This is a genomic window from Niabella hirudinis, from assembly GCF_051201075.1.
GTDB lineage: Bacteria > Bacteroidota > Bacteroidia > Chitinophagales > Chitinophagaceae > Niabella > Niabella hirudinis.
The window spans coordinates 17,787-35,779 of the sequence record NZ_JBPEHJ010000016.1 but is presented as its reverse complement, the minus strand read 5'-3'; the positions used below and the strand labels follow the sequence as shown (position 1 = coordinate 35,779).

13 protein-coding genes are annotated in these 17,993 nt (G+C 47.1%); 7 read left to right on the top strand and 6 right to left on the bottom strand.

The features are described from left to right. Positions 1 to 64: 64 nt before the first annotated feature. The 5 genes from GGU45_RS20090 to GGU45_RS20070 form a co-directional block, all read right to left on the bottom strand. Positions 65 to 1,369 carry a hypothetical protein gene (locus GGU45_RS20090; RefSeq protein WP_435227829.1) on the bottom strand — a complete coding sequence of 435 codons (1,305 nt, stop codon included), beginning with the start codon at positions 1,367 to 1,369 and terminating at the stop codon, positions 65 to 67. A gap of 95 nt (positions 1,370 to 1,464) precedes the next feature. After that, positions 1,465 to 2,445 (bottom strand): PKD domain-containing protein, encoded by a 981-nt coding sequence (locus tag GGU45_RS20085; RefSeq protein WP_435227827.1) that lies wholly within the window; start codon positions 2,443 to 2,445, stop codon positions 1,465 to 1,467. Positions 2,446 to 2,573: 128 nt separating this feature from the next. After that, positions 2,574 to 3,335 (bottom strand): helix-turn-helix domain-containing protein, encoded by a 762-nt coding sequence (locus GGU45_RS20080; protein WP_435227825.1) that lies wholly within the window; start codon positions 3,333 to 3,335, stop codon positions 2,574 to 2,576. 20 nt (positions 3,336 to 3,355) lie between these two features. Continuing rightward, the gene (locus tag GGU45_RS20075) at positions 3,356 to 5,173 is read right to left on the bottom strand and encodes an IPT/TIG domain-containing protein (protein WP_435227823.1); all 1,818 of its coding nucleotides are present in this window, start codon (positions 5,171 to 5,173) and stop codon (positions 3,356 to 3,358) included. A 237-nt stretch (positions 5,174 to 5,410) separates the two neighbouring features. Then, entirely contained in the window at positions 5,411 to 6,070 is a 660-nt protein-coding gene (locus GGU45_RS20070) for a hypothetical protein (protein WP_435227821.1), read from the bottom strand. A 355-nt stretch (positions 6,071 to 6,425) separates the two neighbouring features. Between GGU45_RS20070 and GGU45_RS20065 the strand changes: the two genes are divergently transcribed. The 3 genes from GGU45_RS20065 (at position 6,426) to GGU45_RS20055 (ending at position 12,700) form a co-directional block, all read left to right on the top strand. Continuing rightward, positions 6,426 to 7,415 (top strand): sugar phosphate nucleotidyltransferase, encoded by a 990-nt coding sequence (locus GGU45_RS20065; RefSeq protein WP_435227819.1) that lies wholly within the window; start codon positions 6,426 to 6,428, stop codon positions 7,413 to 7,415. 434 nt (positions 7,416 to 7,849) lie between these two features. Further along, the gene (gene secA, locus GGU45_RS20060; RefSeq protein ID WP_435227817.1) at positions 7,850 to 11,173 is read left to right on the top strand and encodes a preprotein translocase subunit SecA; all 3,324 of its coding nucleotides are present in this window, start codon (positions 7,850 to 7,852) and stop codon (positions 11,171 to 11,173) included. A gap of 264 nt (positions 11,174 to 11,437) precedes the next feature. Beyond that, positions 11,438 to 12,700, top strand: a complete 1,263-nt coding sequence (locus GGU45_RS20055) for an MFS transporter (RefSeq protein ID WP_435227815.1) — start codon at positions 11,438 to 11,440, stop codon at positions 12,698 to 12,700. Here GGU45_RS20055 and GGU45_RS20050 read toward each other — a convergent pair. After that, positions 12,691 to 14,745 carry a M48 family metalloprotease gene (locus GGU45_RS20050; protein WP_435227813.1) on the bottom strand — a complete coding sequence of 685 codons (2,055 nt, stop codon included), beginning with the start codon at positions 14,743 to 14,745 and terminating at the stop codon, positions 12,691 to 12,693. The genes GGU45_RS20055 and GGU45_RS20050 overlap by 10 nt on opposite strands. Positions 14,746 to 14,875: 130 nt before the next feature. On the opposite strand from GGU45_RS20050, the gene GGU45_RS20045 reads away from it, so the two are divergent. From GGU45_RS20045 to GGU45_RS20030, 4 genes are all read left to right on the top strand, one after another. Continuing rightward, complete coding sequence (locus GGU45_RS20045; RefSeq protein ID WP_435227811.1) at positions 14,876 to 16,285, top strand: pyridoxal phosphate-dependent decarboxylase family protein; 1,410 nt, start codon at positions 14,876 to 14,878, stop codon at positions 16,283 to 16,285. Positions 16,286 to 16,586: 301 nt separating this feature from the next. Continuing rightward, positions 16,587 to 17,093 carry a GbsR/MarR family transcriptional regulator gene (locus tag GGU45_RS20040; RefSeq protein ID WP_435227809.1) on the top strand — a complete coding sequence of 169 codons (507 nt, stop codon included), beginning with the start codon at positions 16,587 to 16,589 and terminating at the stop codon, positions 17,091 to 17,093. A 12-nt stretch (positions 17,094 to 17,105) separates the two neighbouring features. Further along, the gene (locus GGU45_RS20035) at positions 17,106 to 17,462 is read left to right on the top strand and encodes a hypothetical protein (RefSeq protein ID WP_435227807.1); all 357 of its coding nucleotides are present in this window, start codon (positions 17,106 to 17,108) and stop codon (positions 17,460 to 17,462) included. A 12-nt stretch (positions 17,463 to 17,474) separates the two neighbouring features. After that, entirely contained in the window at positions 17,475 to 17,873 is a 399-nt protein-coding gene (locus GGU45_RS20030) for a hypothetical protein (RefSeq protein ID WP_435227806.1), read from the top strand. Positions 17,874 to 17,993 lie beyond the last annotated feature (120 nt).

Sequence of the window (17,993 nt, the reverse complement as noted above, 5' to 3'; positions counted from 1 at the left end):
TTTGTTTTATTTTTTTTGGACAGGATTGTTTTTCGCAGCCGTTGGTGTGGCGCCCCTTCTATGATCAATTCATGATATCAAGCACAACAGGCGATGATATTACTGTTATATGATCCCCCCCTCCTTGGCATCCATATCCGGCGTTGAAATAAAATGTGCCGGTAATAGACCTACCATTTATGACCCCTGTGAAGGAATCAGTGCCTCCCCAAATGCCATACCAGTTTATCGTAATATAGTTCTCGTTGTATTTTACGTTTGAGTATTGTTGCCCACCGTAGGGCCCCCAATTTGAAGACGCGGAGGCGCCCCAGCCAAAATGAAACTTACAATGATATTTTGCGTTCAAAACAACCGTGTGCGCTTTATTCATCTCAATTTCCAAAGTCAAGTCACTCAACCGGGCATTTGCCTGTCCGCTGCAATCGGCAGTAAAATTCTTAAGAGGTCCTGTATCAGATGTTCCAAAATTTATACTGTTGTTATCAATCTCGCTTCCCGCCAGATCGTCACCAGGATCATCCAGTGCCACATGGCTAAGATCTACAATATCGTCCTCATAGCTATTGATTGCTTTGACAGGAATTTTGGCAGGGTTCAGAATTTGCTCTGCGGAGGAAGATATTGCTTTATAGACGCCCAAAGCACCGCCCACTATAGCGCCGGGACCATTAAAAAGCAGGGCCCCCATGGCAACGTTCGCGGCAATAGTACTCGCATTGGCAACAAGCACTCCTGCGGTTGCTACAGCAATTTGTTTGTAATAGTCGAAGATATCATCGGATGAACTGGAAAAACTCAAAACGAGCAGCGGCAAGCTGATGCTGCAAATATTCCGGGGCATTCCGCCGAAATGCAAGCCCGGCTTTCTCAAGGAAGCATAAATCATCGTGTTTTTCACGGTATCATTATCTTTTCTAACAACTGTCGATGCCTTAATCTTGTGTGTGTTTTTATCCCAGTAGAAAGCGGCGGCTGTAACGGTTGTGGTTGTATCTGTATGCCTCAAAAACAAAACGGTTGTATCAAGTTTTCCCTTAACCGAAAAAAAAACCGTTTTGACCCTCAACTTATCATCCAGAAACATTTTCACCGCAGTATCGTTCCTGCTTACGACTATTTCTTTTAATTGCTTTGGCGTGCCATCGTTTTTATAGGACCCATAATATGCATAAGTGATATTCTCATTGTCCGGCTTATATAAGGCTTGCAAAGTATCATCTGCATTTGCTAATTTTGGGTTGGCAAAAATCAAAACCTTTCCAACGCCACTTTTACTTTCGATTTTACTGTTTCCTTCGTTCTTACGACATGAAAAAAAAGCACCAACAGCCAAAATCCAACAAAACAGGAGAAAATTTTTTTTCATTTTTTTATTAGTTTATGGTTTACAATTCATAATTCTATCCACCGTCACCTTATCGTTATTATGTGATGCGCATGGGGAAGGCGGTTTAAGATATACTATCTGATAAAAGGACTGGCATTTAGCAGGTCCTTATCCTGCTGCTGCAGGATACAGTTGGGATACAGTGAGTAACCCGACCACATAAGCGCCTGGGTGTTTTCATTAACCGGATGAGGCAGACCCAAAGCGTGGCCCAGCTCATGACCGCCGCCGCCAATCCAGCGCTTATGATCCCACCATTCAGGATTTTCGCCCAGGAGGCCTTTTAGATCCTGATCACCCATGGCACAAAAACCTGTTGACCCTGCCCCACCACCCGGCGCTGCCACATATACAAAATAGACATAATTAGTTGTATTAAAGTTACTACCCAGCAGTTGAGTCATTTCATAAAACGTATTTTGATACCCATAAAACCTTGGATTATCTCCGCTGTTGGGGCCGGGGCTGTTATACCAAACGCTATCGTGCAACCCGGTGAGTGTATCTAATATCATTGGATTCGTAACAAATGTCTTGTTATTACCCAACTGTAGTTTGTACCATGCCTGCAAATCCAATACGGTACTTTTTAAAATATCGTAGTAACGCTGGTTAAATTTTTTATCCCTTGGCGTAATAAGGTATACGACTACCGATTTCATAATGGGATTCACCGTTACCGTTTTAGTAATGCTATCGCTGCCCGCCGGGTTAGTAGCCACCAACTTTATCGTATAATTTCGAGCCTGGTTATAGATATTGGATGGATTGGCCAGGGTGCTGGTATGGCCGTCTCCAAAATCCCAGGAATACTGGTTCGCATTTTTTACTTCCGCTGTAAAATTGACCGTAGCGGGCAGCAGGCCTGCATTACTAGTGCTATAGCTAAAATCAACGGTGGGTTTGAGCAGCGGATCGGGTTTCAGTTCCTTGTCTTTTTTGATACAGGCTATAAACAGGTATAGCAACATAGCCGCCAGAGAAATGTTTTTAATGAACGATACTGCCGAAGGAACATCCTGGGAAAATCGATTGCAGAAAGAGTTTTGATTCATAAAATACATTTAAACAATGAGGCACTATCGCACTGCTAAAGTACCGCAGCGAAGCCGGTGTATTGCAGCTCCTTGAGTAAAGGCCCCTGTTTGCCGGATGAACGAATGATTTGGCCGAGTTAAGGCCTTCACAACAACAAAGCATAATATACCAGCTCCTGTATATTATGGCAATCCAGTTTCCGGAGTATATTTTTACGATGGGTTTTTACGGTTTCGCCGGAGATGGATAATTGCGCGGCAATGTTTATACTATCCAGCCCCAGTGTCACCATCCGGAGAATTTCTTTCTCGCGCAGTGTAAGTTGTGTCAGCTTTTGCAGGCATTGAGCAAACCGGTCTTTATGCCTGAAAAAATAATGCATCACTTTTATATAGCCTTCCGTATCAGCGCTATTTACCGTTGCCAGGAAGTTAAACCGGTCCGTATCATTGATACCCGTTGTACTTTTAAATGTGTCGGAACCGTTCTTTTTCCGGGTGTTGTTTTTTTCCGGTTTTGTCAATGCTTCCAGGGCCTGCTGGTCATCGGCAAAATACCGGACGGGAATGGTACTCGCTTCTTCACTTTGAAAGATCTCGTTTACGGACAACTGCACCAACAGGTCCGGGTTTACCACAAACCCGGCTTTTATACCGGGATAGGCTCTTACCGCCGGCGCATTTAAAAACTGGTCTATCCATTTCTGGAGGTCGGGGGAAATGACAAAGTTCAGCCGGGAAACATTCCAGAGCGAGGTATTACAGGGGATGCGCTCCAGATAAGTTTTAAAGGTTTTAATGCCGGAGATAAACTCATCGGTTGTGGGAGTATGCTTCCAGGAAGAATGAAGCAGCTTGCTTTCCGCCAGATGGCTGATGACCAGTGTTTCCGATTCAAAAATATTCATAAGCATTTTTTCGTTTTCCGCTAAAGCACAAATGTTATTTTACGGATATTGCCATAGTCATCGCCGGCATACAGGTTGCCCGCTGCGTCCCGGGCGAGGGAGTTCACGACAGCAAAAAGCGCCGCCCGCCCGTTGCCGTCTTTTGCCTGGTAGCCGGGGTTGACACCACCCGCCAGCGTAGTCACCACCCCGTAAGGGTTGATCATCCGGAGGGTAAACAACAGGGCATTGTCGTCATTATCCCCCACAAACAGGTTGCCCCGCCCGTCCAGCGCCAGACCGGCAGGAGAAGCAAACCCGGCCTCCCTGCCCACCCCGTCCTTTGTAGCCCAATTACCGCTTCCTGCAACAACAGAAAGCTGGCCATCTACCATTTTCCAGATCCGGTAGTTGTCCTGGTCGGCCAGGTAAAGGGCACCGGTTGTTCTGTCTGCTTCTATTCCAAAAAGATCGGGATCATCCGTTACTCCGGCATCTGCCGCCTTGAACGCAATGCTGTTTGCAACGAGGGAAACCGTATTACCCCGGATCCTGTACAGCCCTGCGTTGTCATCACCCGAATCACTGCTATAATAAATAGTATCGCCAGAACCGGCCTTCAGCGCCTGCGGGTACATGCCCACTTTCATTTTGTCGCCTGTAATAAAAACCGGCGGCTGCGCTTTACCTGCCCATAATACAGCCTCCGTAGTATTGCCCGGGGTAAGCTGGTAAATTAGCCCGTGCTCTCCCCCGCCGGTTGCTACATAGATCCGCTGGTTGTCATCGATCGTTATAGCAGCCGGCCCATCTAATACAAAAACCCGGTCGCCTTCATTGATGATGCCATCTCCATTGGCATCCCCATTAATCTTGGTAGGCTGGTAAATGGTCGTTTGCCCGTCGGTGCTGTAACTGATCACGCGGTTGTGCTCGGGGTCTGAAAAGTAAAGTGTGTTATCCTTATCGACCACTATCCCGCCTATCTGGCCACAGTGGAGCCCAGTGATGGCCGCTATCGTGCTTACCTGCACTTTTAAAACGGTTAAGGGCCGCGAACTGGTAATGGTCTTATTATTTACCGTAACCGTTATAGGTCCCGAGGTTGCATTTGCAGGTACGGTCACCAACAACCTCCCTGCAGCGGCTTCATGAACCAATGCCGGTACTCCATTGATCATTACCTGGTTGCCGGCGGCATCCGCCGAAAAGTTCTGACCGGTCACCACCAGCGTATCACCCGGTAACTTTGGAACAAGATGGTCCATGAATACAGGATCAAATGCCAGTTGCGCAGGGTAATTAATCAGTGCCGGCAATGTGTAGACGTTATAATCAGAAGCGCTGTAAACCGTATTTTGAGAAACCCGTACTCCATTGAGGTATACCGCACCCTTATGGATTGAAACAGGAAGCGTTTTTCCGCTCAGTGTTACAAGGGTACTGCCATTAGTAAGCGTAGAAACGGTAATTTTTCCTTTTATGATATAATCGCTAATTACAGAACCATCTTTTAACTGAGGGTTGTTTGCAGCCACAGCCCCTCGTGCATTTCCCGCTGTCATCACTCTAACTGCTTCAATGTTGCCCACTCTTTTTAAGGCTACTGCTTCATCTGTAAACACTGCATTTACAGGTGCAAGCGCCGTAAAACCCGCCGCCACATCGGCATCCGCAAGCGGTGCCTCCTTAAAGATGACGGCAAATGTACTCAGGCTATCGATGGAAGCGAGTGCTTTTGTTATATTGGTTTTTGCCGTGGCGGCTGCTTCATGCTGCGGGATCCTTTCTTTATCCTTATTACAGCCTATGATCCACAGCAGCATACACATCCAGGCGCCGGTGATATGTGATTTCATTTTCGCAGAATATTTTAGTCAGTTAGTAAAACATCGCTTACAGAAAACCCTTGCTGCACTTTGCAACAGGGCAACTGTTTCCAGATCAAAAGCATACAGTTCCGTAGCCCAAAATTAGGTTTATCCTCACCATTCCCGCAATACCCACCGGTGGGTATTTTTTACGCCTGCTGATGGCTGTTTAAACCGCAAAAGCTTGCCAGCGTTTTTTCATATCAATGTTGTTTGTTTTACACCTCATTTACCCAACCGGCTTTGTAACTCCGGTATCACATTTTCATAGGTACGCAGGACACGGTCCCATTTCGAAAAAGCTTCATCTGCGTTGGCGCCGGTGCCGGGAGGCGCATACTCGGATACCAGCTTGGCCTTGTATACCAGCGGGTCTGTGCTTTGGGTTTTAAGAATAAGCCGGGTGCGGGTTACCCCGCCTTTAAATGATTTTACCGACCAGGCCGTACATAAATAACCAGTCGTTTTATCGGTAATTGACACTACATCAAAAGAGTTGGTTACAATACGGTTCAAAATCGTCCAGGCTTCATCTTCTTTCCGCGATGTCCGGATATCGATATCCTGGTTAGCCAGGTTGGTTACAAAGGAGTTTTCATAGGCGTCATCCTTCTCCAGCTTTATGTACTCTTCTTTTTTTTCTGCAATGTTCTGGTAAGTGTAATTGCGCTCCTGCGTAAGATAACCCACTTTCACAATTTTAAGATAGGCTTCATCGCGACCGTCTAACACAATACGCACGGGCTGCGATACCTGTTTTCCATTCAGAAAAATGGTGGCACCCTCGTCTGTTGTTACTTTAATTCTTCTTGCCCTTGCTTCACTGGCAACAGATAGCAGGCAGGCCATAACCAGGAGGACGAAACTTAAGATACTCTTTTTCATTTTTTAATTGTTTGTTGTTTGCAGTTATTTGTTCTGTCTTTCTTTAGCAAATCTATTGCCCCTGCCCGCTCCCGTCAACACCGAAAATCACCGGATCCTTCCCCGTGAAAACACGCCCCCTGTTTACCCCATCAAAATAAAATACAGTATAGCCCCGCCCAATCCTCATAATAAACAGGAAATACAGACTTTAAATCGATGTTTACCGGCGGATCCGCGGGAACTGTATCAGGGAAAACTGTTTTTAAACTGCTTTGGGGGAGTACGACAAAAAATACTGGAAAACCCCTATGATTGCTTACCTTCACCCGCCAAAAAGAGCAGCAATCATTTAAACGAACGACTATTTAAATACATGAAGGCAATCATTCCTGTAGCAGGAGCCGGCACAAAATTACGACCGCAGAGTTATACGCAACCGAAGGCGCTGATCCCGCTGGCGGGTAAAACCGTATTGAGTTTTATTATTGACCAGCTTAAAGAAGCGGGCATCGATGAATTTGTCTTTATCGTGGGCTTCCTGGGTGACAAGATTTCCGATTATGTAAAAGAGCATTATCCGGGTATCAAAGCCCATTATATAAGCCAGCAGGAGCGCCGTGGCATCGGCCATGCGGTAAACCTTACCCGGAATATTGTTGAGGGCGATGAGGTATTTATTTCGCTGGGAGATACGATCTGCGAGTATGATGTTGCTGCCGTACTTAATAATCCCCATTCAATGATCGGCATCCGCAAAGTGGATAATCCCCGCGATTTTGGAGTGGCAGAAATCGATAACAAGGGGTTTATTGAATCGGTGGTGGAAAAACCCCATATCCCCAAGTCAAACATGGCCATGGTAGGCATCTATAAGATCCTGGAAAGCGATCTTCTTTTCGAATGCCTGGCTTCCAATATCCGCAAAGGGCTGCTGACTCATGGTGAATTCAATATTACCGATGCCTTGCATTGTATGATCCAAAACAATGTGAAATTTGAGGCCTTTAAAGTAGACAACTGGTTTGATGCGGGTAATAAAGAAACCCTGTTGCGCTCTAATACCACGCTGCTGAGAAAATACAAGGCAACCGCTGATGCTTCCCTATTTGAAAATACGGTAATCGTACCGCCGGTGAGTATTGGCGCGGGCTGCATGATCCGTAATTCAATTGTTGGTCCCAATGTAACCCTGGGCGAAAACACATTCCTGGAGCAGTCGATTGTCCGGGACTCAATTGTGGGCTCCTTTTCCAATTTATTTGATATTGTACTGGAACAATCGGTCATCGGTTCCGATTCCAGCATCAAAGGCGAAACCCGCAGCCTTAATATCGGAGACAATACAAGCATTGACCTGGGGTAAATTTGAGATGAATTTTAAAATTTGAAGATGCCTGCCCGAACCGAAGGGGCGGGTGGCAAGGGTGAATAGTTAATAGGCAATGGTTAACAGATCTTCGAGTGTAAACGGACCTAACCTGAAACTTTGAACGTTGAACCTTGAACGGCTTTCAGCAATCAGCCTTCAGCAGGGGCAATAGATCATCGAGTGTAAAACGGACCTAACCTGAAACTTTGAACGTTAAACCTGGAACGGCCTTCGGTTTTTTGCCTTCAGCATTAAATATCCTGCAAGCGGATATGAAACCTTAAACATTGAACTTCAAACACTAAGGGCAAACCCTAAAACTTCCGTATCTTTGCTCCCCATTCGCAACAGGGCTGCCAAAATGGCTTAAAAAGGATATAGCACTGTTTTTGAAGAATCACTTTTTTAATAAAATATCGCGATACTATATGTTTGGTTTCTTATCTAAAATGTTTGGTGGCAGTAAATCGGAAAAAGACGTAAAAAAGCTGATGCCTATTATTGAACAAATTAACAAAAATTTTGCTCAGTATCAATCACTTAGCAATGATGAGCTCCGCAATAAAACCCATGAATTCCGCCAGCGCATCCAGGATCAGCTCCGCGAGATCGATGCCCGGGTAACAGCTTTGAACGAGCAGGCAAATGACTTGCCGCATGAAGAGCTCCTGCAAAAAGACGCTATTTACAAGCAGATAGACGACCTGAAAAAAGATCGTGATAAAGAAATTGAAAAAGTGCTGGAGGAGATCCTCCCCGAGGCCTTTGCCGTGGTAAAAGAAACCGCCCGCCGTTTTACGGCCAATACAGAGCTGGTATCCAAAGCTACAGACCTGGACCGGCAACTGGCTCGCACAGCAGAGTATATAACCATCGATGGCGATAATGCCACCCACAAAAACAGCTGGACGGCTGCTGGTGCAAAAATCACCTGGAATATGGTGCATTATGATGTACAGCTGATCGGCGGCGCCGTACTGCACTCCGGTAAGATTTCCGAAATGGCCACCGGAGAAGGAAAAACCCTGGTATCTACCCTGCCCGCTTACCTGAACGCCCTTGCGGGTGAAGGCGTACACGTGGTTACCGTAAACGATTACCTGGCCCGCCGCGACCAGGAATGGAACGGGCCCGTTTTTGAATGGCTGGGGTTGCGCGTGGATTGTATTGATAAACACCAGCCCAACTCGGAAGCCCGCCGTAATGCTTACCTGGCAGATATTACCTACGGTACTAATAATGAATTTGGTTTTGACTACCTGCGCGATAATATGGTCCACAATGCATCCGAAATGGTACAGCGCAAACACCACTATGCGATGGTGGATGAGGTGGACAGCGTACTCATCGATGACGCCCGTACACCACTGATCATTAGCGGGCCGGTAGACAAGGGAGACGAACAGCAATACCATATCCACAAGCCCCGGGTGCAACAGCTGTACCAGGAGCAGGAGCGCATTGTCCGCAATAGTTTAAATGAGGCGAAACGTCTTTTTGAAAAAGGTGAGGACGATCCCAAAAACGGAGGACTTTACCTGTACCGGGCCTTCCGCGGATTGCCCAAATACAGCCCCCTTATCAAATTTTTGAGCGAGCCTGGGGTAAAGGTGAAAATGCAAAAGGCAGAGAACTACTATCTGCAGGAGCAGGAGCGCAATATGAAAATCGTAGATGAGGACCTGCTCTTTAAGATCGATGAAAAAACCAACTCCGTAGACCTTACAGAAAAAGGGCTGGCCATGATCACCAAAGTAGGTGAGGATACTGATTTCTTTGTACTCCCGGATATTGGTGTGGCATTGGCCGATGTTGAAAAGAGCGATGCGCCCGCCGAAGATAAATTAAAACAGAAAGAGGCCCTGCTGAACGAATATTCTCAAAAGGCTGACCGTATTCACTCGGTGCAGCAGCTGTTAAAAGCCTATGCACTTTTCCAGAAGGACGATGAATACGTGGTGGTAGATGGCGCCATAAAAATTGTGGATGAGCAAACCGGTCGTATCATGGAAGGCCGCCGTTACTCCGATGGGCTGCATCAGGCGCTGGAAGCAAAAGAAAATGTAAAAATTGAAGCCGCCACCCAAACCTACGCCACCATTACCCTTCAGAACTTCTTCCGGATGTATCACAAACTGGCGGGGATGACGGGTACTGCAGAAACAGAAGCCGGCGAATTGTGGAGCATCTATAAACTGGATGTTGTAACCATTCCTACCAACGTTCCGATTGTACGGAAAGACCTGCAGGACATGGTATACAAAACCAAGCGCGAAAAATATAAAGCCGTTATTGATGAAATTGAACAGTTGCGCGGAGCCGGTCGCCCTGTACTGGTAGGTACCACTTCGGTAGAGATCAGTGAATTACTCAGCCGTATGCTGCAGCAAAAAAAGATACCGCACAATGTTCTGAACGCCAAACAACACGCCCGCGAAGCAGAGATTGTTGCAGAAGCTGGTTTGCCGGGCGCCGTAACGATCGCTACCAATATGGCGGGCCGGGGTACCGATATTAAGCTGGGGCCTGGCGTAAAAGAAGCCGGCGGACTGGCCATCATTGGTACCGAACGCCACGAAAGCCGCCGGGTAGACCGTCAGCTAAGGGGCCGTGCCGGCCGCCAGGGCGATCCCGGAAGTTCCCTCTTCTATGTATCGCTGGAAGATGACCTGATGCGGATGTTCGGAAGCGAGCGTATTGCCAGCATGATGGACAAAATGGGGTATAAGGAAGGCGATGTGATCCAGCACAGCATGATCAGCAACAGCATTCAGCGTGCACAGAAAAAAGTAGAAGAAAATAACTTTGGTATCCGCAAGCGGTTGCTGGAGTACGATGACGTTATGAACAAACAGCGGAATGCCGTTTATGAAAAACGGAACCATGCGCTGTTTGGAGAGCGGCTATCACTTGATATTGATAACGCCTTCTCCATTGTAGCCGAAAGCCTGTGTACCTCCTTTAAAGAACAGGAAGACTTTGAAGGCTTCAAACTGGCCAGCATCGTGAACTTCGGCATGGATACGTCTATCAATGAAGAAACGTTTCATAACACAGATGCCAGCAAACTTGCAGACAAGTTATATGAAGAAGCCCTGACCCGTTATGCAACGCACACACAAACCATTCAAAAACAGGCGGTGCCCGTATTCCAGAATATCCGCGATACCCAGGGTGCCCATATCGAAAACGTGGTAGTGCCCTTTATGGATGGCCGCAAAGCGATCAATGTACTTACATCGCTGGATAAGACCATTACCACCGAAGGGCGGGAGCTGGTATCCAGCATGGAGAAGTCCATTACCCTGGCCGTGATCGATGATGCATGGAAAGAGCATCTCCGCTCGATGGATGATCTGAAGCAAAGTGTGCAAACCGCCTACCTGGAGCAGAAGGACCCACTGGTGATCTACAAGGTGGAAGCCTTTCAGTTATTCAACAATATGACCACCAGCCTTAACAAGGACATCATCTCCTTCCTTACGCAGGCCAACCTTCCGGCCCAGGAAGAAGCGCCCAACTATAAGGAAGGCCGCGAGCAACGTACCGACCTCAGCAGGATGCGGGTAAACAAAGATGAGATCGATGCAGCAGGGGACGACTATGGCGCTAATGAAAAGGATTACTTTGATCCTGCGCAGCCGCCTGTAAAACAGGAGCCCATCCGGGTGGCTCCTAAAGTGGGCCGCAATGATCTTTGTCCCTGTGGCAGTGGAAAGAAATACAAAAACTGCCACGGCAGAAACGAATAATCACTGATCCCCGCCTCACCGGCGGGGATTTTTTTAAGAGACGGTTATAGTTGTTTTTATTCCGAATCGGACGGGCAGCAGGATGCATCCGCCTTTATCATTGGTAATGCTGAACAGGTGCCGAAATAACCGGTTTAAAACAACATCATATACCCGGGCAACTTGCCATTCCTGTATTTACACATCGCCTGAACCCCTTGCTACTTTGTAAACTAAAAAAACAACCTTATTTTCAGGCTTTAAATACTGAATGGTTACTATTTTATGAAACGATCGCTGCACCTCCAACTATCCCTGATGATGTTCCTTGAGTTTTTTATGAAAGGCTCCTGGTTTGTTACCCTGGGCACTTACCTGAAAAGCAACCTGGGCGCCTCACCGCTGGAAGTTTCCAATATTTTTTCCACCCAATCCCTGGGCGCGGTGGCGGCTCCGTTCCTTATCGGCTTTATAGCAGACCGTTTCTTTAATGCCGAGCGGGTGATGGGTGTACTGCATCTCATTGGTGCCGGTTTGCTGCTGATGATGTACCGGGCAGCGGACGTTGCCGCCATCTACCCCTATGTACTGCTCTACTTCATTGCGTATATGTCTACCCTGGCGCTTACCAGTTCTGTTTCTTTCAGGAACCTCAGCAATCCCAAAAAACAATATCCGCTTATACGGCTGTTTGGCACTATGGGGTGGATGGTGGCCGGCATTTCCATCAGCTATTTGTTTCATTGGGATACAAAGGAAGCGGTAGCCTCCGGAGCCTTGCAAAACACATTCCTGTTAGGAGCGGCCTGCTCCCTGGCGCTGGGTCTCCTCTGCTTCCTGCTCCCGGCAACTCCACCCTTAAAGAAGGATCAGCCCTTCCACTGGGGCGATGCACTGGGTTTGCAGGCACTAAGCTTATTAAAACAAAAGGGATTCCTGGTGTTTTTTATTACTGCCATTATCATCTGCATCCCGATTTCTTTTTATTACCAGCACGCCAACCCCTTCCTGGTGGCAACCGGGCTTCCCAATCCTACGGCCAAAATGGCGCTGGGGCAGTTTTCGGAGATCCTTTGCCTGCTGCTGATTCCCTTCTTTTTTGCAAGGCTGGGGTATAAAAAAATGATGCTGATCGGCATTGGCGCCTGGGCGCTGCGTTACCTGTTGTTTGCCTATGGCAACGGGCAGGACCTGGCCTTTATGCTGATCCTTGGCATCTTGCTGCACGGGGTTTGTTATGACTTTATGTTTGTAGTGGGACAGATCTATACCGACACCATTGCGGGTAAACAATACCGGTCCTCTGCCCAGGGCCTGGTAACCGTAGCCATGTACGGCGTCGGTATGCTGATTGGTTTTTGGGTGGCCGGGTTTGTTTCCAACGCGCTGAGGGCTTATGAAAGCACTACCTATTGGCGCTATATATGGTTATCCCCCGCCGTCATGGCTGCAGTGTGTATGCTCGTCTTCCTGCTGCTGTTTAAGGAACAGCCAGCACAGGAACCGGCCGCACTGGAAGCAGCCCTACCGGGCGGCGATCATGCCTGACCCCCGGTATGTAGCAGTTTCGCCTGCTTTTTCAGTAAATCCTGCTTTAGTATAAAATAGCCGCGCCCGATCAGAAATCCATAGTGATTTAAACTATCAAGCAATAGCTGTAATACGGCATCGTCATAGTGATCCAATACATAGTAGGGCTGGTCATTTTCCTGGTACCGGGTTAATGTATCGCTCATTTCGCCGGTTCGTACCGGTTCGTAAAGCGGATCTTCCAGTACCGTTTTTACCTGGGCTTTAAACGCCTGTTCTATAGGTTTTAGTTGCTCAAAGTTTGACTGGATCACGCTATGCGGCGTTGCCTCATAAATAAAAGACAACCGGTTCCAGATGGTGCGACAGGTTTCCAGCCGGGTGTCGAACGACTGATCGTAAGCAAAAAGCCGGCTATACGCGTCTTTGATCGTTCCTGCACATCCTTGCTGTGTTGCGATGAAAAGCAAATGCCGGAAAATATTGAGATCATTTTCATGGATACCCTGGTTAAGGGAATCAAGGCTAATCTTTAACTGCTGCTGTACTGCTGCGGCCTCTGTTTTTTTATATTTGACTCCATCATAGTCAAATGTTTTTACTTTGATTTCCTGGTCTGTAATCTGCTGCAATATTTCAATATCATTTTTCAGTGCCACCGCTGTATACACTCGGTCTACTTTCGCCTCTCCAAAAAAATCTGTATCGGTCTGCTGCGCAGCATTGATGGTTTCGATATCAAAAACATCGATGTTCTTGTCGTCATAATAAGACCGGAATACCGGGTCAAAGGTATGCTCCAGGTAATTACGGCTATAGTCTGCTTCAAATGCCTGCAGCGGGTAGCGCTCCACCGCAGCTGTATATTCCACATTCCGGAATATCTGGTCGGTAAAATATTCCTGGTAATGTTCCAGCCGCTTTACCATTTCATTAGCCGGAGCCCGGTTATACGGCCTGTTTTCCTGCTGCAGTGCATCCATACGCGCCACCCGTTCTTCTGTAGAAGGGTGTGATGCCCATTGATTATCCAGTTTCAGCCGGGATTTACTGAATTTTGAACGGTGAACGGATGTTACCATCGGCAGCCCGTCTTCAAAAAGAATGCCGTCTGCACGCGCCTGAAACCGGCTGATATAATCCTGCTCCGGGTATACGTTTGCACTCCTGATATTGGCCTTAATCTTTTGTTCATAGAACTGTAAAACGGAGGAAAATGCATAATCTGAAAGATCCATGCGCCATAATGCATTTTGCAGGGGGCCCGCACCTGCTACCGTTGCAGCAATTTCATCCGCATGATACTCCATCTCCCGCGAAAGGCCCAGATAACTCAGGTTTACCACCTGGTACATTTTACCCAATACCCATTGAATACCTCCCACGATCTTTACGCCCATTGCCACAAAAACGGCAAAATACCCGCTGGCATTGCTCCACTTTTGCATCAGGCTGTTGTAGGAGTTATTTTCATACAGCATATTAAAGATGATCTGGTTCACATTATAAACATAGCTCCCCACTTTCATGGTCCGCTGGGAAAAATGTCCGAACTCATGTGCAAGGATCGCCTTTAACTCGTCCTTTGATACAGTGTTGACCAATCCCAATCCGATCTGCAGATTTTTCTGTACCGGTAAAAACATGCTCCAGAAACTGGAATCATAGAACACCGCCGCATTGACTTCTGAAGAAAGATATACATTTTTTGGGGGAAGGGTATTTACCCCGGCAACAATGGCATCGATCATCTCAAACAGTTCCGGCTCATCACTGCGTTCAATCTTCAATAAATGAGACCGGTCTGTTTTCTTTGCACTAAAAATAAATTTAAACAGGAATATTAGTACAAACAGGCCCAGTGCTGCCAGGCCAATTCCCAACATAATCGTAATAAACCGCGGCATACGGGCCACCAGCTCGATGGCAATGTACACACAGCCAACCGCAAATGCCATTCCTAAAAGCACTAGCAAAAGATATACCAGGATAAAAGCAATAATCGCAAAAATGGCTTGCCGGGTTCGGTGACGGAAATCATCCGTTAGTTGAATATTCTTCATTACAGTTTTGTATTTTGGCAGCCAGGGCCCCTCCTACAAAGATTGGCACTTTCCGGCAAATACAAAAATATTTTATCGCACTGTTGCTTAACTGCATTGACCTAATTTTACAGGCTTCAATCATCAACATATGAACAAACAATTGCAGGAAGACCTCTCTTCGCTCGAAAAAATAATGCAGCTGGTTAGTGAACAGGGGCTCAGCTATCTGAAACAACTGGCTGAACGCCCGGTATCAACCACTATTGAAGCCCCCACCCCCGCAGGCATGCCTGGCAAAGGATTGGGCACTATTGAAACTCTCAAAAAATTTAACGACCGCTGGGAGCCCGCCATGGTAGCAGCTTCCGGCCCCCGCTACTGGGGTTTTGTAACCGGCGGTACCACGCCGGCTTCGATAGCAGGCGACTGGCTGACTACGATATATGATCAGAATACCCAATCAGCCAAAGGCGATGGAGATATTTCGGCGGCCATTGAACTGGAAACCACAGGCTTGCTGCGGGAACTGCTGGGGCTTCCGGATATCTTTCTGGGAGGCTTTGTAACCGGCGCCACGATGTCGAACTTCACCTGCCTGGCCGTTGCACGGCAATGGCTGGGGCAGCAGTCTGGAAACGATATTGCAAAGGAGGGCCTCACGCAAAAAATGAAAGTTCTCACCGCCACGCCGCATTCGTCCTCCATAAAATCACTGGCGCTATTGGGTATGGGAAGCAGCAATATTCTGCCGGTAAACACAATGGAAGGCAACCGCGAAGCCATAGACATAAAGGACCTGGAGACACAGATCCGGCAGCTGAATGGCGCACCGTTTATCCTGATCTCCAGCGCCGGCACCGTCAACACGGTCGACTTTGATGATTTCAGCGCCATTGCCGCATTACGAAAACAATACCATTTCTGGTGGCACATTGATGCAGCCTTTGGCGGTTTTGCCATCCTTTCGGACGCGCATAAACACCTTTTAAAGGATTGGGAACAGGCAGATAGTATTACCGTTGACTGTCATAAATGGCTGAATGTACCGTATGAAAATGCGGCTTTTTTTATAAAAGATCAGCACCGGCTGCTGCAGGTATCCACCTTCCAAAACTCCAATGCTCCCTACCTGGGAGACCCGCTGGAAAATTTCAACTACCTGAACCTGCTGCCCGAAAACTCAAGACGATTGAAAGCACTGCCCGTTTGGTTTACCTTAAACGCATACGGACGCGAAGGATACCGGTATATAGTTGAGAACAGCATCCGGCAGGCACACGATTTGGGCGCGTTTATCCAATCCCAGCCCGGGTTGTGCTTACTGGCCCCCGTACGGCTGAACACTGTGTGCTTCTCGCTCCCGGCCCCGGCTAACGATACGGAGAACGTAATGGCATTCCTCTCAGCGCTCAACAAAACCGGTAAAATATTTATGAGCCCCACCCATTATAAAGGCCAGCCGGGCATAAGGGCTGCTTTTGTTAATTTCAGAACTACAGAAAAGGATGTAGCGCTGGTAAAGGAGCTTCTGCTACACCTCTTGCCCCTTTATACATGATCCAACCAGGGCTTATACAAACCGCAGCGATTGCCAGTACTGTCGCTTACTTATAGGAGGCTGCAGCATCAAGGAGCAAAAATTAGCCCGGTGCTTATCCGAGCTATGGGAATGCAAATTTAAAGCCTCTGTTTCTGCGTAAATCATGCGGAAAATAGTCGCCACTACTATTTTTTGAAAATCCTTTCCAAACAATTTCTGAAAATCTTCAAAATAAAGAACCAAAACAAATTTATTGAATTTTCAGTATTTTTTGAAAATTCAATAAACATGTATATCTTTACACCAGAAACTAAAATAAATGCAACTAGCAATATCCAAACAAAAATTCATAGACACCTGGGGCGCCCTGGGTACGGAGTGGGGCATCAACAAATCGGTGGCCCAGGTCCAGGCCTTGCTGCTGGTTTCGGACAATCCCCTTTCCACCGATGCCATTATGGAGGCGCTGACCATATCCCGCGGCAACGCCAATATGAGTCTGCGGCAGTTGCTGGACTATGGCATCATCTACAAAAAAGTGATTGCCGGCGACCGTAAGGAATACTTTGTAGCAGAAAAAGACATCTGGAAATGGGCGCTGAAAATAGCCCTGATGCGTAAGCAAAAAGAAATAGATCCCGTGTTGGGTGTATTGACGGAATTGGAAGCCGAAACCAAAAAGGATAAATCGGCCGAAGGAAAGGCCTTGCACCAGACCATTCATGATATACAAACCTTTACAGACCAGCTCAGCACCCTGGTAGAACGGGTGGCCGGCTCTACCAGGGGGGAATTGCTGTTAAAATTATTGAAACTTGTTATGTAATAAAATGCAGTCATGACCTACAATATCCTTGCCTATATTATCTATGCGGTCATAACCATCTACATCATTTACTGGGTAGGCCGGTTGTTTCATAAGAATGGAAGGGTATTTATCCTGCGGCTTTTCCGGCATCAGGCGGCGCAGACAGACGCCACCAACAATATTATCCTCATCGCTTATTACCTGTTCAACATCGGTTACGCCATTCTGCAGTTCAGCAACTGGCAAACCGTAACTTCTGCGCGCGCCCTGATCGCCTCTATAGCCGGCAAAACGGGGATGCTCGTGGGCATCCTGGCGGTCACCCACTATTTTAACATGGCGCTTATTTACTTCCTCTCAAAACGGATACATTATTATTCATCATAAAAACACTTCATCATGAAAGATCTGATCGTAATAGCGTACCTTGTTTATTTACCAGTAGTGATCCTACTTACTCTTTATGTGGCCCACAGCCTGTTTCGCAACAGCCTGGTCTACATGAAAGACATTTTTAACGGACGCGATGAAATAGCCGTTGCAACTAACACACTTTTTAAGATCGGTTTTTATTTACTCAACCTGGGCTTCGGGCTTTATATTCTCGAAATTACCCGGCATCTCGAAACAACCCAGGCGGCCATTGAGGCTCTGAGTGTGAAGATCGGCGGATTTAGCATTTACCTGGGGCTGATGCTTTTCTTCAATCTCTACCTGTTCTTCCGGGGCAAAAAGGTTGCCCGCCAAAAAAGGATCGGTGCCCAATTTAATGTGCAGCCTCCTGTACCCGGTGCATAGGGTCCGGCTTCAACCGCAAGGAGCCTAAAATTCGCAAGGATTGATTATATTAAATTCATAAAAGACACCCCATGAAATGACCATAAAAATTTTCGAGCAAATTCATACCCAAAGCGATGA

Bases quoted from the DNA above. Each gene is read 5' to 3' on its own strand.
- GGU45_RS20055 (WP_435227815.1), top strand. From the start codon at position 11,438: ATGAAACGATCGCTGCACCTCCAACTATCCCTGATGATGTTCCTTGAG.
- secA (WP_435227817.1), top strand. From the start codon at position 7,850: ATGTTTGGTTTCTTATCTAAAATGTTTGGTGGCAGTAAATCGGAAAAA.
- GGU45_RS20065 (WP_435227819.1), top strand. From the start codon at position 6,426: ATGAAGGCAATCATTCCTGTAGCAGGAGCCGGCACAAAATTACGACCG.
- GGU45_RS20050 (WP_435227813.1), bottom strand. From the start codon at position 14,745: ATGAAGAATATTCAACTAACGGATGATTTCCGTCACCGAACCCGGCAA.
- GGU45_RS20045 (WP_435227811.1), top strand. From the start codon at position 14,876: ATGAACAAACAATTGCAGGAAGACCTCTCTTCGCTCGAAAAAATAATG.
- GGU45_RS20030 (WP_435227806.1), top strand. From the start codon at position 17,475: ATGAAAGATCTGATCGTAATAGCGTACCTTGTTTATTTACCAGTAGTG.
- GGU45_RS20075 (WP_435227823.1), bottom strand. From the start codon at position 5,173: ATGAAATCACATATCACCGGCGCCTGGATGTGTATGCTGCTGTGGATC.
- GGU45_RS20090 (WP_435227829.1), bottom strand. From the start codon at position 1,369: ATGAAAAAAAATTTTCTCCTGTTTTGTTGGATTTTGGCTGTTGGTGCT.
- GGU45_RS20080 (WP_435227825.1), bottom strand. From the start codon at position 3,335: ATGAATATTTTTGAATCGGAAACACTGGTCATCAGCCATCTGGCGGAA.
- GGU45_RS20070 (WP_435227821.1), bottom strand. From the start codon at position 6,070: ATGAAAAAGAGTATCTTAAGTTTCGTCCTCCTGGTTATGGCCTGCCTG.
- GGU45_RS20040 (WP_435227809.1), top strand. From the start codon at position 16,587: ATGCAACTAGCAATATCCAAACAAAAATTCATAGACACCTGGGGCGCC.
- GGU45_RS20035 (WP_435227807.1), top strand. From the start codon at position 17,106: ATGACCTACAATATCCTTGCCTATATTATCTATGCGGTCATAACCATC.
- GGU45_RS20085 (WP_435227827.1), bottom strand. From the start codon at position 2,445: ATGAATCAAAACTCTTTCTGCAATCGATTTTCCCAGGATGTTCCTTCG.